The 13487-nt window shown below is 72.1% G+C and carries 10 protein-coding genes and 1 pseudogene; 4 read left to right on the top strand and 7 right to left on the bottom strand.

What is annotated here, in order from left to right; translation table 11 throughout:
* Positions 1-302: pseudogene (locus tag CCN42_RS14670) on the bottom strand (DUF4232 domain-containing protein); the annotation flags it as partial.
* A 214-nt stretch (positions 303-516) separates the two neighbouring features.
* Between CCN42_RS14670 and CCN42_RS14675 the strand changes: the two are divergent.
* Complete coding sequence (locus CCN42_RS14675; protein WP_086736030.1) at positions 517-1956, top strand: helix-turn-helix domain-containing protein; 1440 nt, start codon at positions 517-519, stop codon at positions 1954-1956.
* A 133-nt stretch (positions 1957-2089) separates the two neighbouring features.
* A complete protein-coding gene (locus CCN42_RS14680; protein ID WP_245877285.1) occupies positions 2090-3322 on the top strand; it encodes an aminotransferase-like domain-containing protein in 1233 nt (410 codons plus the stop codon).
* Positions 3323-3377: 55 nt separating this feature from the next.
* Here the strand turns inward: CCN42_RS14680 and CCN42_RS14685 are convergent, their stop codons facing one another.
* Complete coding sequence (locus CCN42_RS14685; RefSeq protein ID WP_086736031.1) at positions 3378-4190, bottom strand: DUF4253 domain-containing protein; 813 nt, start codon at positions 4188-4190, stop codon at positions 3378-3380.
* A gap of 51 nt (positions 4191-4241) precedes the next feature.
* A complete protein-coding gene (gene argS, locus CCN42_RS14690; protein ID WP_086736032.1) occupies positions 4242-6008 on the bottom strand; it encodes an arginine--tRNA ligase in 1767 nt (588 codons plus the stop codon).
* Between the two features lie 288 nt (positions 6009-6296).
* On the opposite strand from argS, the gene lysS reads away from it, so the two are divergent.
* Positions 6297-8042: a lysine--tRNA ligase gene (gene lysS, locus CCN42_RS14695; protein WP_086736033.1), complete on the top strand. Its 1746-nt coding sequence runs from the start codon at positions 6297-6299 to the stop codon at positions 8040-8042.
* 91 nt (positions 8043-8133) lie between these two features.
* Here lysS and CCN42_RS14700 read toward each other — a convergent pair whose 3' ends face one another.
* From CCN42_RS14700 to CCN42_RS14710, 3 genes are all read right to left on the bottom strand, one after another.
* On the bottom strand, positions 8134-9375 hold the full coding sequence (locus tag CCN42_RS14700; protein WP_086736034.1) for a DUF2637 domain-containing protein: 1242 nt from the start codon (positions 9373-9375) through the stop codon (positions 8134-8136).
* Positions 9376-9481: 106 nt separating this feature from the next.
* Complete coding sequence (locus CCN42_RS14705; protein WP_086736035.1) at positions 9482-10372, bottom strand: DUF3558 family protein; 891 nt, start codon at positions 10370-10372, stop codon at positions 9482-9484.
* 106 nt (positions 10373-10478) lie between these two features.
* Positions 10479-11423: a hypothetical protein gene (locus tag CCN42_RS14710; RefSeq protein WP_086736036.1), complete on the bottom strand. Its 945-nt coding sequence runs from the start codon at positions 11421-11423 to the stop codon at positions 10479-10481.
* 172 nt (positions 11424-11595) lie between these two features.
* On the opposite strand from CCN42_RS14710, the gene CCN42_RS14715 reads away from it, so the two are divergent.
* Positions 11596-12789 (top strand): RtcB family protein, encoded by a 1194-nt coding sequence (locus tag CCN42_RS14715; protein WP_086736038.1) that lies wholly within the window; start codon positions 11596-11598, stop codon positions 12787-12789.
* A 12-nt stretch (positions 12790-12801) separates the two neighbouring features.
* Here the strand turns inward: CCN42_RS14715 and CCN42_RS14720 are convergent.
* A partial coding sequence (locus CCN42_RS14720; protein WP_143661914.1) for a GNAT family N-acetyltransferase occupies positions 12802-13487 on the bottom strand: 686 nt, incomplete at its 5' end.

Below are 13487 nucleotides of genomic sequence, written 5' to 3' on the forward strand. Positions count from 1 at the left end.
CAGATGGTGCGCACCGGGCCGTCGTCGGCGCCGGCGGCGGCGCTGGGCGCCCTCGTGGGGGTGTCGGACGCAGGCTTCTCCTCGGGCGTCTCCTCCGGCTCGGCGGCGGCCGTCGACTCCGGGGTCCCCGACGGGCTCCCCTCCGTCGAGGGCGTCGCGGACGCCGGGGCCGTCGGCGTCGCGGCAGGTGCGGACGTGCCCTCCACCCTGGTGCCCGTGCCGTCCTCGCACGCGGTGAGGGCGAGGGCGGTGAGGGCGGCGCCCGTGGCGGCCAGCAGGCGGGTGCGACGGAAGGTGCGCATGGCTGATTCCTTCTCTTTCAGGTGGGTTGAGCCCGGCCGCTCGACCGGTCGGCGGGAGCGGCGTGCTTGGATGACTGAAGCTTGCGGGGTGTTCCGTCCCGGCTGCCAGAGCCGGCGGGCAAGGAGGGACGCTGGAACGCCCACAACGGCTTGACCTGGGGGAACGGCCTTTCCCTGGAACACCGGGACGGGACGAATAGGGGGCTGAGGAACGGTGTCGGAGGACTTCGCGGGGGACTTCGCGGCGCTGCTGCGGGAGTTGAAGGAGCGCTCGGGACTCAGTTACGGGGTGCTCGCCAAGCGGCTCCACATGAGTACGTCGACGCTGCACCGCTACTGCAACGGGGACGCCGTACCGACCGACTACGCGCCCGTGGAGCGGCTGGCGCGGCTGTGCAAGGCGTCGCCCGAGGAACTGGTCGAGCTGCACCGGCGGTGGGTGGTGGCGGACGCGGGGCGCGGGCGCAGACCCGCCGCGAGTGAGGTGCCGCCCGTGAGGCGGCGCGAGGGACCGGCCGGCGGCGGGCAGCCCGAGGGGCCGGTGGAACCGGTGACCGACGGACGGGTGGAACCGGTGACCGACGGGCCGGTGGAACCGCTGACCGCCGGGCCGGCGGAACCGGTGTCCGAGCCGAAGCCCGAGGTGATGCCCGGGAAGCCGGCGGAGCCGCTGCCCGGGCCGAAGCCCGAGGTGGTGTCCGAGCCCTCGATGCGGTCCCCCCGGCGGCGGCGTGCCGCTCTCGTCGCCGGTGCCGCAGCCGCCGTCCTCGGGGTGGTGGCGCTCGTGGTGAACCTGCCCTCCGGGGGCCCGGGTGAGGCGGACGCGGCGCGGCGCGGCCCCGTCGGCGTGGCCTCGCCGGACGGCGGGCAGCGGGCGTCCTCGATGCCGCCGACGTCCGCCCCGCCGTCCGCGTCGGGGTCACCGAAGGAGAAGCGGGAGAAGAAGGAGAAGGGCGGCTCCGGCCGCTCCGCCGGGACCGGCGCGTCCTCGCCCTCCGCGAGCGTCCGTGCCACGCCTCGTCCGAAGGACGGCGAACGCGCGACCGGCGTCCCGCTCGCCGTCACCACCCGCCCCTACACGTGGGAGACCCCCTGCTCCCAGCACTACCTGATCGACAGCCCGCCGGAGTCGGTGCCACCGCCGCCGACGGAGCAGGACGCGCCCGCCTGGGTGGCCTCGGAGAAGGCGGTGTCGGCGCGGGAGCAGCTCGTGACGCTCACCGTGCAGGGCACCGGTGACGAGACGGTGGTCGTGGAGAGCCTGCAGGTGCGGGTGGTGGGCCGGGACGCGCCGCTGCCCTGGAACGACTACACCATGGGGGTCGGCTGCGGCGGCGACGTTCCCAAGCGGCCGTTCAGCATCGCGCTGGACGCGGCCCGTCCGACGGTCGAGGCGGCGGCGGGCGGCCGGGACTTCCCGTTCACGGTGAGCGAGTCGGACGTGGAGGTCTTCCAGATCATGGCCGACGCCTCGGCGTACGACGTGCGCTGGTATCTGGAGCTGACCTGGACGAGCGGCTCACGGGGCGGCACGCTGCGCATCGGGGACGGTGACCAGCCGTTCCGCACCAGCGGCAACAACGGCCGTCCCGCGTACGACTTCCCGCTGGGCGACAACGGGTGGGGCCCGGCGGCGGACGACGGCGGCGCGTAGGCGTCGGCGTCGTATCCGGCAGGGTCCGTATCGCGGAAACCCAGGTGTAGACGGCAGCTAGTTCTCTAGGGTGCGGCCAGGAGCCGGGCCGTCGGGTGGGCCGGTGCCTGCCGACGTCCTAAGGAGCCGCACCGTGACCATCGCCGCCGAGACCGCGTCCGCCGCGTCCGCCGAACTGGCCCCCGCGCCCGTCCCGCCCCTCGCCGGGCGGGTGAGCGCGGTCGGCGGTTCGCCGGTCCGGGACATCCTGGCCGTCACCGCCCGCCCCGAGGTGATCAACTTCGCGGGCGGGCTGCCGGCACCGGAGCTGTTCGACGCGGAGGGCATCGCCGCCGCCTACCGGGACGTCCTCGCCGAGCAGCCCGCGCGGGCCCTCCAGTACTCCACCACCGAGGGCGAGCCGGCGCTGCGGGCCGCGCTCGCCGCACGGAACAACGCGCGAGGGCTGGCCACCGACCCCGACGACCTGCTCGTCACCACCGGTTCCCAGCAGGCGCTGTCCCTGCTGGCGACCGCGCTGCTGGAGCCCGGGGACACCGTCCTGGTCGAGAACCCCTGCTACCTCGCGGCACTGCAGGCGTTCGGGTTCGCGGGCGCGCGGATCCTGCCCGTGCCGGGCGACGAGGACGGGATGGACCCCGGGGCGCTGGAGGAACTGGTGGTGCGCGAGCGGCCCAAGCTGCTCTACACCGTGCCGACCTTCCAGAACCCGACCGGCCGCACCCTGCCCGCCGACCGCCGGGCCGCGATCGCCGGGGTCGCCGCCCGGCGCGGACTGTGGATCATCGAGGACGACCCCTACGGCGAGCTGCGGTTCGAGGGCGAGCGGGTGCCGTGGATCGCCTCCCACGAGGCGGCACGCGACCGGACCGTGCTGCTCGGCTCCTTCTCCAAGGTCATGGCGCCCGGACTGCGGATCGGCTGGCTGCGGGCGCCCGCCGGGCTACGGCGGGCGTGCGCGGTCGCCAAGCAGGCCGCCGACCTGCACACCCCGGGCGTCAACCAGCTCGCCGCGGCCCGCTACCTGGCCGACCGCGACCTCGACGCCCACGTGGCCCGGGTGGCCCGCGCCTACGGCGAGCGCCGCGACGCCATGCTCGCCGCCCTGCCCGCGGCCCTGCCCGAGGGCTCCGCCTGGACCCGGCCCGAGGGCGGCATGTTCGTCTGGGTGCGGCTGCCGGAGACGTACGACACGACCGCCCTGCTGCCGCGGGTCGTGCGGGAGAACGTCGCCTATGTGCCCGGCGCCCCCTTCCACGCCGGCGAGCCGGACCGCTCCACCCTGCGGCTGTGCTTCGTGACGCAGACCCCGCAGGAGATCGCGGAGGGGCTGCGGAGGCTTTCCAGGGGCCTGCGCGCCGTCTAGGCCGTGTCCGCAAAGTNNTTTGCGGACACGACCTAGCAGAAGCGCGACACGGCGTTCAGTCCCACCAGAAGAACCAGCTGCGGGCGCCCACGAGATCCTTGGCGTAGGCGCCCACGTCGCGACTGTGGGAGAAGTTGTCCGGGCAGAAGGCGAAGTGCTCGGCGGCCAGGGCCTGCGCGTCGGACTCGGTGACGGGCGGGGCGGCCACGGACACGGTGAGCGTGTCGAAGCCGAGCGCGACGACGCGTATGCCGAAGCGGTCCTCCCAGGAGCGCAGCACCGCGCACGGCCGGGCCACGTCGTTGTCGTGGTTCAGCGGTCCCGTCCAGCCGATCGCGGCCGGGACGTCGGCGGAGCGGCGGGCCGGGACGAGGGCCAGATGCGGCGTCCGGGGCCAGTCGGGCGAGCCGTCGGACAGGGTGTCGGCGAGCCGGGCGGCGGCGGCGTCCGGGGCGAGCGTGAGCGCCCCGCCGGGAGCGAGGCCGGGCCACTCCGGGCCGAACGGGTGGAGGAGGCCGAGGAGTTCGCCGTCGGGGTCCGCGTCCTCCCAGTACTCCGCGAGGACGTCCTCCGCGTCGTGGTCGCCGGGGTAGGACATCCGGGCGGGCGTCAGCTGCCAGCTCTCCGGGCCGCCCTGGCGGTCCCCCAGGTCGACGAGGACCGGCAGCAGCCCCGCGCGGGCCGCCGGGCCGCCGAGCGCGGCCCAGTGGCCGGGCGCGGCGGGGTGCTCGGCATGCCACAGCAGCGGTTCGGGCCACGGCCCGTCGTCCGTCGTGTCGAGCAGTCTGCCGGGCGGGAGCCGGAGTCCGAGGGAACGGCCGCTGGGGTCGGTCGCGAGCCGGGGCAGCGGGTTGGGGAGCATCGCCATGCCGGGGACTGTAGGTCCCGGCACTGACAACGCCCCCCGACCTGCGGGACGTTACAGGCGTTCCGGCGTCCGGATGCCCAGCAGGGCCATGCCCCGGTGCAGGGTGCGGGCCGTGAGGTCGCACAGGAACAGGCGGTTCTCGACCTGCTCGGGCGACTCCGCCTTCAGCACCGGGCACTTGTCGTAGAAGGTGGTGTAGAGGGAGGCGAGCTGGTACAGGTACGCGGCCAGCTTGTGCGGGGCGTACTCCGCCGCCGCCTCGTCCACGATCTCCGCGAACGTGTCCAGGTGCAGGCCCAGCGCGCGCTCGGCCGCGTGCAGTTCCAGCTCCGGGCGGGCGGCGGGGCGGACCTCGCCGGCCTTGCGGAGGATGGACCGGATCCGGGCGTACGCGTACTGGAGGTAGACGGAGGTGTCGCCGTTGAGCGAGACCATCTGGTCCAGGTCGAACTTGTAGTCCCGGTTCGCCGACGTCGACAGGTCCGCGTACTTCACCGCGCCGATGCCCACCTGGGCACCCCGCTCGGCGATCTCCTCCTCGGAGAGGTCCTGCGCCTTCTCCCGCACGACGGCGGAGGCGCGGTCGATCGCCTCGTCGAGGAGGTCGACCAGCCGGACCGTCTCGCCCTCACGGGTCTTGAACGGCTTGCCGTCCTTGCCGAGGACCGTGCCGAAGGCCAGCTGGAACGCCTTCACGTCGTCGTTCAGCCAGCCGGCCCGGCGGGCCGTCTCGAAGACCATCTTGAAGTGCAGGGACTGGCGCGCGTCCACGACGTAGACCAGCGAGTTCGCCTTCAGGTTGAAGACGCGGTCGCGGATCGCGGACAGGTCGGTCGCCGCGTAGCCGTAGCCGCCGTCCGACTTCTGCACGATCAGCGGGACCGGGTTGCCGTCGGGACCCTTGATGTCGTCGAAGAAGACGCACAGGGCGCCCTCCGAGCGGACCGCCACCCCCGACTCCTCCAGGAGGCGGCAGGTCTCGGCCAGCATGTCGTTGTAGCCGGACTCGCCGACGATGTCGGGGTCGCGGATCTCCATGTCCAGCTTCTCGAAGACGGAGAAGAAGTAGATCTTCGACTCGTCGACGAACTTCTGCCACATGGCGAGCGTGTGCGGGTCACCGGCCTGGAGGTCGACCACCCGGCGGCGGGCGCGGGTCTTGAACTCCTCGTCGGAGTCGAACTTCTTGCGCGCGGCCTTGTAGAGGCGGTCCAGGTTGGACATCGCCTCCTCGCCGGAGACCTCGCCGGCCTCGTGGTCCAGCTCGTGCGGGTGCTCGTCCAGGTACTGGATGAGCATGCCGAACTGGGTGCCCCAGTCGCCGATGTGGTGGCGGCGGACCACGTTCTCGCCGGTGAACTCCAGCAGCTGGACCACCGAGTCGCCGATCACCGCGGAGCGCAGGTGGCCGACGTGCATCTCCTTCGCCACGTTCGGCTGGGCGTAGTCGACGACCGTGGTGCCCGGGTTCTCCGTCCGTGGCACACCCAGGCGGCCCGTCTCGTCCGCGTACCGGGCGGCCAGGTTCTCGGTGATCGCCTTGTCGGCGATCGTGATGTTGAGGAAGCCGGGGCCGGAGACCTCGACGTCCTTGATCAGCTCGTCACCGGTGGTCACCCGGGAGACGACCTGCGTCGCCAGCTCCCGCGGGTTCGCCTTCGCCTTCTTGGCCAGCGCCAGGATGCCGTTGGCCTGGAAGTCGGCCCGGTCGCTTCGTCGCAGCAGCGGGTCGACCCCGTCCGCTTCCGGCAGGGCGGAGGCGAGGGCGTCGGCGAGGTGCTGCTGGACGGAGTCGCTGAGGGACGTGACCGAGGCCATAGGTAAGGGTGCCGTTCTCCTCGTGGGCTGGATAGACACGGTCAGTATCCCATGGGGGGTAAAGCGGTTTTCGCGGCTGCGGAACCGGGGAGCCCGCCGTGCGACGCCGGGTGCTGGCCGTACGCGGCTCGTCGCGCCCGCGCGGCGGAGCCGCACATCGATACCCGCCCGCGCGTCTGGAACAGGCGGCTGCGCCGCCGTCCCGGGGCGGTCGTGAAAAGGCGTTTTCTCGGATGCGGCACGTCCTGGGAGAATGGGTTCACCATCAAGCCTTCAGCAACAGAGGACGTGCCGATCGTGGCTCAGAGCACCGAGACCACCGACTGGGTCTCCCGTTTCGCGGATGAGGTCATCGAGGAGTCGGAGCGTCGGGCCCCGGGCAAACCGGTCGTCGTCGCGTCCGGGCTGTCCCCGTCCGGCCCCATCCACCTGGGGAACCTGCGCGAGGTCATGACCCCGCACCTGGTCGCCGACGAGATCCGGCGGCGCGGGTACCAGGTCCGGCACCTGATCTCCTGGGACGACTACGACCGCTACCGCAAGGTGCCCGCCGGGGTCACCGGTGTCGACGAGTCCTGGGCCGAGCACATCGGCAAGCCGCTGACCTCGGTCCCGGCGCCCAAGGGCTCGCCGTTCCCGAACTGGGCCGAGCACTTCAAGGCGTCCATGATCGAGGCGCTGGGCGAGCTGGGCGTCGAGTTCGACGGGATCAGCCAGACCCAGCAGTACACCTCGGGCGTGTACCGGGAGCAGATCCTGCACGCCATGAAGCACCGCGCCGACATCGACGCGATCCTCGCCCAGTACCGGACCAAGCCCAAGGCCGCCGCCAAGAAGCAGGGGCAGAAGCCGGTCGACGAGGCCGAGCTGGAGGCCGCCGAGGGCTCCGGCGCGGCGTCCGAGGACGACGGCAGCTCCGGCTCCGCCGGGTACTTCCCGTACAAGCCGTACTGCGGCAACTGCGAGAAGGACCTCACCACCGTCGCCGCCTACGACGACGCCACCACCGAGCTGACGTACGCCTGCACCGCGTGCGGCTTCTCGGAGACGGTCCGGCTCAGCGAGTTCAACCGCGGCAAGCTGGTCTGGAAGGTCGACTGGCCGATGCGCTGGGCCTACGAGGGCGTGATCTTCGAGCCGAGCGGTGTCGACCACTCCTCCCCGGGGTCGTCGTTCCAGGTCGGCGGGCAGATCGTCGGGATCTTCGGCGGCAAGCAGCCGATCGGCCCGATGTACGCCTTCGTCGGCATCTCCGGCATGGCGAAGATGTCGTCGTCCAAGGGCGGCGTGCCCACCCCGGCCGACGCGCTGCAGATCATGGAGCCGCAGCTGCTGCGCTGGCTGTACGCCCGCCGCAAGCCCAACCAGTCCTTCAAGATCGCCTTCGACCAGGAGATCCAGCGGCTCTACGACGAGTGGGACAAGCTCGACGCCAAGGTCGCCGACGGCAGCGCGCTGCCCGCCGACATCGCCGCGCACTCCCGCGCGGTGCGCACCGCCGCCGGTGAGCTGCCGCGCACGCCCCGCCCGATGCCGTACCGGACGCTCGCCTCCGTCGCCGACATCACCGCCGGCCACGAGGACCAGGCGCTGCGCATCCTCAGCGAGCTGGACCCCGACCAGCCGCTCGGCTCGCTCGACGAGGCCCGGCCCCGGTACGACAAGGCCGAGGCGTGGATCAACACCCACGTCCCCGCCGACCAGCGCACCATCGTGCGCGACGAGCCCGACCTCGACCTGCTGAAGTCCCTCGACGAGCAGGCGCAGGGCTCGCTGCGGCTGCTGCTGGACGGGCTCGCCGACCACTGGTCGCTGGACGGGCTCACCCACCTGGTCTACGGCGTGCCGAAGGTCCAGGCCGGGTTCTCCGCCGACGCCACGCCCAAGGAGCTGCCGCCGGAGATCAAGACCGCCCAGCGGTCCTTCTTCGTGCTGCTCTACCACCTGCTCGTGAGCCGGGACACCGGCCCGCGCCTGCCCACGCTGCTCCTCGCGGTGGGGCAGGAGCGGGTCCGGAGGCTGCTCGGCGAGTAAGCCGTCCCGCACGGGAGCGGGTGGACGTCCCGCACGAGAGAGGGGGCGCCCGGTGGACACCGGGCGCCCCCTCTCTCGTCGTCCGCGGGCCCTACGCGATGTGGTCCTCTTCCAGCTCCGCGTTGAAGCGCTGCTGGAAGCGGTCCGAGAGCACCTTCAGGGCGCTCGGGGACAGCTTCGTGCCGTAGGTCGCCTCGATGTTGTCACCGAGGACGCCCGGCGTGGGGAAGCTGCCGTCTATCGACTGGCGGAAGACCTGGTAGAACGCCTCCTCGTCGGGCTCCGGCGGGCCGCCGCCCTCGCCGAGCTCCCGGGTGCGGTTCGGGCCCACCGGGATCGGGAAGCTGCCGGTGTCCTCCGGGGAGGGCAGCGGTTCCGGTTCCTCCTGGTACTGGTCCTCGTACTCCTCGGCCTGCCGCTGCTCCTCGTACCACTGGGCGTAGGCGGCGTCCGGGTCGTAGTTGGGGTCGTAGCCGCCGTTGTACTGGACCGTGTGCGGGTCGCGGGCGTGCAGCCAGGGGTTCTGGTCGGGCTCGGCGTCCGGTTCCGGTTCGCGGGCGGGGTCCGTCCGCTGCGGGGCCGCGGAGACCGGCGGCGCGGCGGCGAGCTGGGGCTGCCGCGGGGCCGGCGGGAGCAGGGCCGGTTCGATGCCCGCCGCGGCCAGGCCCGCCGGGGCGGTCTCCGCGAGGGGGACGCCGTAGCGGGCCAGGCGCAGCGGCATCAAGGACTCCACCGGGGCCTTGCGGCGCCAGGCGCGGCCGAACCGGGAACGCAGCCGGGCCTGGTAGACGAGACGTTCCTGCTCCAGCTTGATGACCTGGTCGTAGGAGCGCAGCTCCCAGAGCTTCATCCGGCGCCACAGCAGGAAGGTGGGGACCGGCGAGAGCAGCCAGCGGGTGAGGCGGACGCCCTCCATGTGCTTGTCGGCCGTGATGTCGGCGATCCGGCCGATCGCGTGCCGGGCGGCCTCCACCGCGACGACGAACAGCACCGGGATCACCGCGTGCATGCCCACACCCAGCGGGTCCGGCCAGGCGGCGGCGCCGTTGAAGGCGATGGTGGCCGCGGTCAGCAGCCAGGCCGTCTGGCGCAGCAGCGGGAAGGGGATGCGGATCCAGGTGAGCAGCAGATCCAGGGCGAGCAGGACGCAGATGCCGGCGTCGATGCCGATCGGGAAGACGTAGCTGAAGTCCCCGAAGCCCTTCTTCAGGGCGAGTTCCCGGACGGCGGCGTAGGAACCGGCGAAACCGATGCCCGCGATGATCACGGCACCGGCCACGACCACGCCGATGAGTATCCGGTGCGTCCGTGTCAGCTGTATGGGCGCGGCCACCCGTACTCCCCTCCCACTGGCTGTTGTTGCGCGCAACAGAGTGGCACATGCGTCCGGGGAACGAGTGGCCGGTCCGGTGGGGGCCGCCGTTTCGTGACCCCGCGCCTCAGCTCTTCTTCGCCGGCTTCGTCGACGAAGTGCCCGACTTCGCGGGCGACTTGGAGGAGCCGGTGGCGTCGGAGGACGCGGAGGAGCCCGAGCCCGGGACCTTCGCCGACGAGCCCTTCTCGTTCGCCTCGGTCACCGCGGCGACGACCTCCTTGGCGGCCTTCTCGGCATCCTTCATCAGCTCGCCGGCGTCCGGCGTCCTGTCGCCGGCCAGACCCGCGCCGTTGTAGTCGAGGGTGAGGACCACGTTCTCGACGCGCGCGACGATCGTCTGCTGCTTGAAGGTCCCTTCCTTCTTCTTCAGGTCGTACGCCACCGCCGTCGCCTGGTCACCGGTGCCGGCCAGCGGCTCCGCCTTGGTGTTCCTGGCGCCCTCGGCCGAGCGGGCGTCGGTGACCTGCTTGTCGTAGTACTCCTGAGCCAGCTCCTCGCCCGAGCCGCGCGTCACATCGGACTCGAAGCGCAGCAGGGAGACGTTCAGCCAGCGGAACTGGGAGCCCTTCACGCCGTTGTTGTCGAGGCTGTTCCAGGAGCAGCTGCTCCGCGACGCGGTGTCGTCGGAACTGCCTTCCTTGCCTGACTTCGTACCCTTCGGTACGAGTTCGCCCAGCGTCTTCTTCGACAGCACCTCGCAGGGCTCCGGCAGCGTCCGGTACGCCGCCGCCTGCACCGTCGGCGACGGGCTCACGGATGCGCTGGTGCTCGCGGACGCCTTCGCCTCACCGTCGGAGCCGGAGTCCGAGGAGCAGCCGGCCGCGAGCAGGATCACGGGGAGGGCTGCCGCGGAGACCAGGACGCGGCCGTGCCGCCCGGCTCGCCCGGCTCGCTCATCACGCATCTCACGCTGGTCGGCTCGCTGTGCTCGTCGCTGCATGGTTCCTTCACTCATGACGCTCGTGTTCCTGCGGTCGGATCGGGTCCGAGGGGCCACGGTACGCCGTACGGCAACCGCGCGGCCCCCCTTCCCCGGATGTGCCGACAGGGGCAGCAGGCCGTCAACCGGCCAGCGAGTCGGCCAGTTGGGACGCCAGTTCCCGGGCCCTGTCCTGCATTTCCTCGCTGTCCGGGGCCATGCCGACGGTCGCCGGCTGCTCCTCGTACTCGATGGTCACGATGACGTTCGACGTGCGGAACGCCACAGTCACCCTGCGGTGTTCGGCCGTCGAGCCGCCGCTGCCCAGCTCGTCGTCGAGGAACGCCTCGTCCCCGAGGTCCTCGAGGACGCGCGGCTGGAGGCCGGCGAGGGAGGCGTCGGGGGAACCGGAGGCGGAGGCCGAGGAGGAAGGGGACGAGGGCGGGGAGGCGGAGGTGCCCGGGGCGTCCGACGCGGCCTTGGACGGGTTGCCACCGGCGGATCCGCGGGAAGGGCTGCCGGAGGAGGCGCGGCCGGAGGGCGCCCCGCCGGACGGCTCGCCCGACGGGTCGTCCGAGGAGCTGCCCGAGGGGGCGCCCGACGGATCGTCCGGGGCATCGGACACCGGCGTCGTCGGCTGCGGCAGGTCGGCCGCCGTCTGCTTGACGGCGAAGAGCTGCTGCGCCTGGACCGCGTCGCTGACCGTGGTGTCGTAGGACACCACCCGCTCCATGTCCACGAACAGATAGTTGGTGGCCGTCGCGGACGACACCTTCCAGCGGCAGCCCACCTTGCGGTCGTTGTCGAAGGTGGGCATCGCCTCGCCCTCGTACGCCCGCTCGCGCTGCTCCTCGTCGGTGAGCTGGAGGATGCCCGGCAGCAGCGCGTCGAGGGTGTCCTGGGCGACCGAGCCGCAGGCCTCCGGGAGGGTGCGGTAGCGGCCGGGCTCGACGGCCTGGGTCGCGGTGCCGCCGCCGTCCGGGTTGGCGCCGTCGGTGCTGCCGCCGTCGTCGGAACCGCCGGTGCAGCCCGCCAGCAGGGCCGCGAGGAGCGCGGCGATGCCGGGTACGAACGCCTTCCGCTGCACGGTCAGGCCCCTCTCGACGGTGGTAAATCGGTTGCCGGGCCGAAGACTGCCCGGGACACAATGTGTATCGCACGCGCAGCCGTGGACGCCGGTCCGATGCCCCTTTCGTCGACCTTGGCGCCGGTTTTTGCGCTTCGAGAATCATGTGATGACTTACGGGGGATGAGGACTTATGTCGTACGTGGAGATGCCGGGCGCGAAGGTGCCGATCCGGATGTGGGCCGACCCCTCGACGGTCGAGGAGGGTGCCCTCCAGCAGCTGCGCAACGTGGCGACCCTGCCGTGGATCAAGGGCCTGGCGGTCATGCCGGACGTCCACTACGGCAAGGGAGCGACCGTCGGCTCCGTCATCGCCATGCGGGGCGCGGTGTGCCCGGCGGCGGTCGGGGTCGACATCGGGTGCGGGATGTCGGCGGTGAAGACGTCGCTGACCGCCAACGACCTGCCCGGCGACCTGTCGCGCCTGCGGTCGAAGATCGAGCAGGCGATCCCGGTGGGCCGCGGGATGCATGACGACCCCGTCGATCCGGGCCGGCTGCACGGGTTCGGCACGGCGGGGTGGGACGACTTCTGGGGGCGCTTCGACGGGATCGCCGAGGCGGTCAAGTTCCGTCAGGAGCGGGCCGGGAAGCAGATGGGCACGCTAGGGTCGGGCAACCATTTTGTTGAGGTATGCCTCGATTCGACCGGTTCGCTCTGGCTCATGCTGCACTCCGGTTCCCGCAACATCGGCAAGGAACTCGCCGAGCACCACATCGGCATCGCCCAGAAGCTGCCGCACAACCAGGGCCTGGTCGACCGCGACCTCGCCGTCTTCGTCGCGGACACCCCGCAGATGGCGGCGTACCGCAACGACCTCTTCTGGGCGCAGGAGTACGCCAAGTACAACCGCTCGATCATGATGGCGCTCCTGAAGGACGTGATCCGCAAGGAGTTCAAGAAGGCCAAGCCGGTCTTCGAGCAGGAGATCAGCTGCCACCACAACTACGTGGCGGAGGAGCGGTACGACGGCATGGACCTGCTCGTGACCCGGAAGGGCGCGATCCGGGCCGGGTCCGGGGACTACGGGATCATCCCGGGCTCCATGGGCACGGGCTCGTACATCGTGAAGGGCCTCGGCAACGAGAAGTCCTTCAACTCCGCGTCCCACGGCGCGGGCCGGCGCATGAGCCGCAACGCGGCCAAGCGCCGGTTCAGCACCAAGGACCTGGAGGAGCAGACGCGGGGCGTGGAGTGCCGCAAGGACTCCGGTGTCGTGGACGAGATCCCGGCCGCCTACAAGCCGATCGAGCAGGTCATCGACCAGCAGCGGGACCTCGTCCAGGTCGTCGCGAAGCTCAAGCAGGTCGTCTGCGTGAAGGGTTAGGGCCGCACGCGGTCAGCCGAGCCGCTTCTCCAGGAGGGTCACCGCGTACGGGCTGCCCGTGCCGTCCTGTTTGGCGGGCTGTTCGCCGGCCACCGTGTAGCCCGCCGACTCGTAGTAGGCGCGCAGGCGGGGGTTGGTGGACAGGCAGTCCAGGCGGCCGTACGGGCGGCCCGCGGCCCTGATGCGGGACTCGGCGTGGTCGAGGAGGGTGCGGCCGGTGCCGGGCGGGGAGGTGTGGGGGGCCGTCATGAGGCGGTGGATGTAGCCCGCGTCCGGCGGGCGCGGGCCCCAGGCCGCCGGGTCGGTCCACCACAGCTCGTAGGCACCGGTCAGCCGGCCGCCGGCGTGGGCCAGCCAGACCTCGCCCTCGCGGATGCGGGTGCGGAAGTGTGCCTCGTCCTTCTCGCCCGGCTTCCACTGGTCGATGCCCCGGGCCAGCTGCCACAGGGCGGCGGTGTCGCGCAGGCGGACCAGGGCGGGGGCGTCCGCGTCCGTCGCGGGGCGCAGGGTGAGGGGCGGCCGGTCGGCCGGGGGCGTTTCGAGCAGGTGGGCGCGCAGGGTTGCCGCGAGGTCCCGCGCGTTCATCGAGAGGGCCTGCTCGACATAGCCCTCGACAGAGCCGTAGCGGGCCTTCAGGGCCGTCAGGAACAGGCGCATCACCGCTTCCGGGGCGCGGCCGAAGCCGGGCCAGTCCGGGG

This window comes from Streptomyces glaucescens (genome assembly GCF_002154375.1).
GTDB lineage: Bacteria > Actinomycetota > Actinomycetes > Streptomycetales > Streptomycetaceae > Streptomyces > Streptomyces glaucescens.

Excerpts from the sequence above, each read along its gene's own strand:
- CCN42_RS14685 (WP_086736031.1), bottom strand. The coding sequence starts at position 4,190 with ATGGCGATGCTCCCCAACCCGCTGCCCCGGCTCGCGACCGACCCCAGC.
- argS (WP_086736032.1), bottom strand. The coding sequence starts at position 6,008 with ATGGCCTCGGTCACGTCCCTCAGCGACTCCGTCCAGCAGCACCTCGCC.
- CCN42_RS14705 (WP_086736035.1), bottom strand. The coding sequence starts at position 10,372 with ATGAGTGAAGGAACCATGCAGCGACGAGCACAGCGAGCCGACCAGCGT.
- CCN42_RS14715 (WP_086736038.1), top strand. The coding sequence starts at position 11,596 with ATGTCGTACGTGGAGATGCCGGGCGCGAAGGTGCCGATCCGGATGTGG.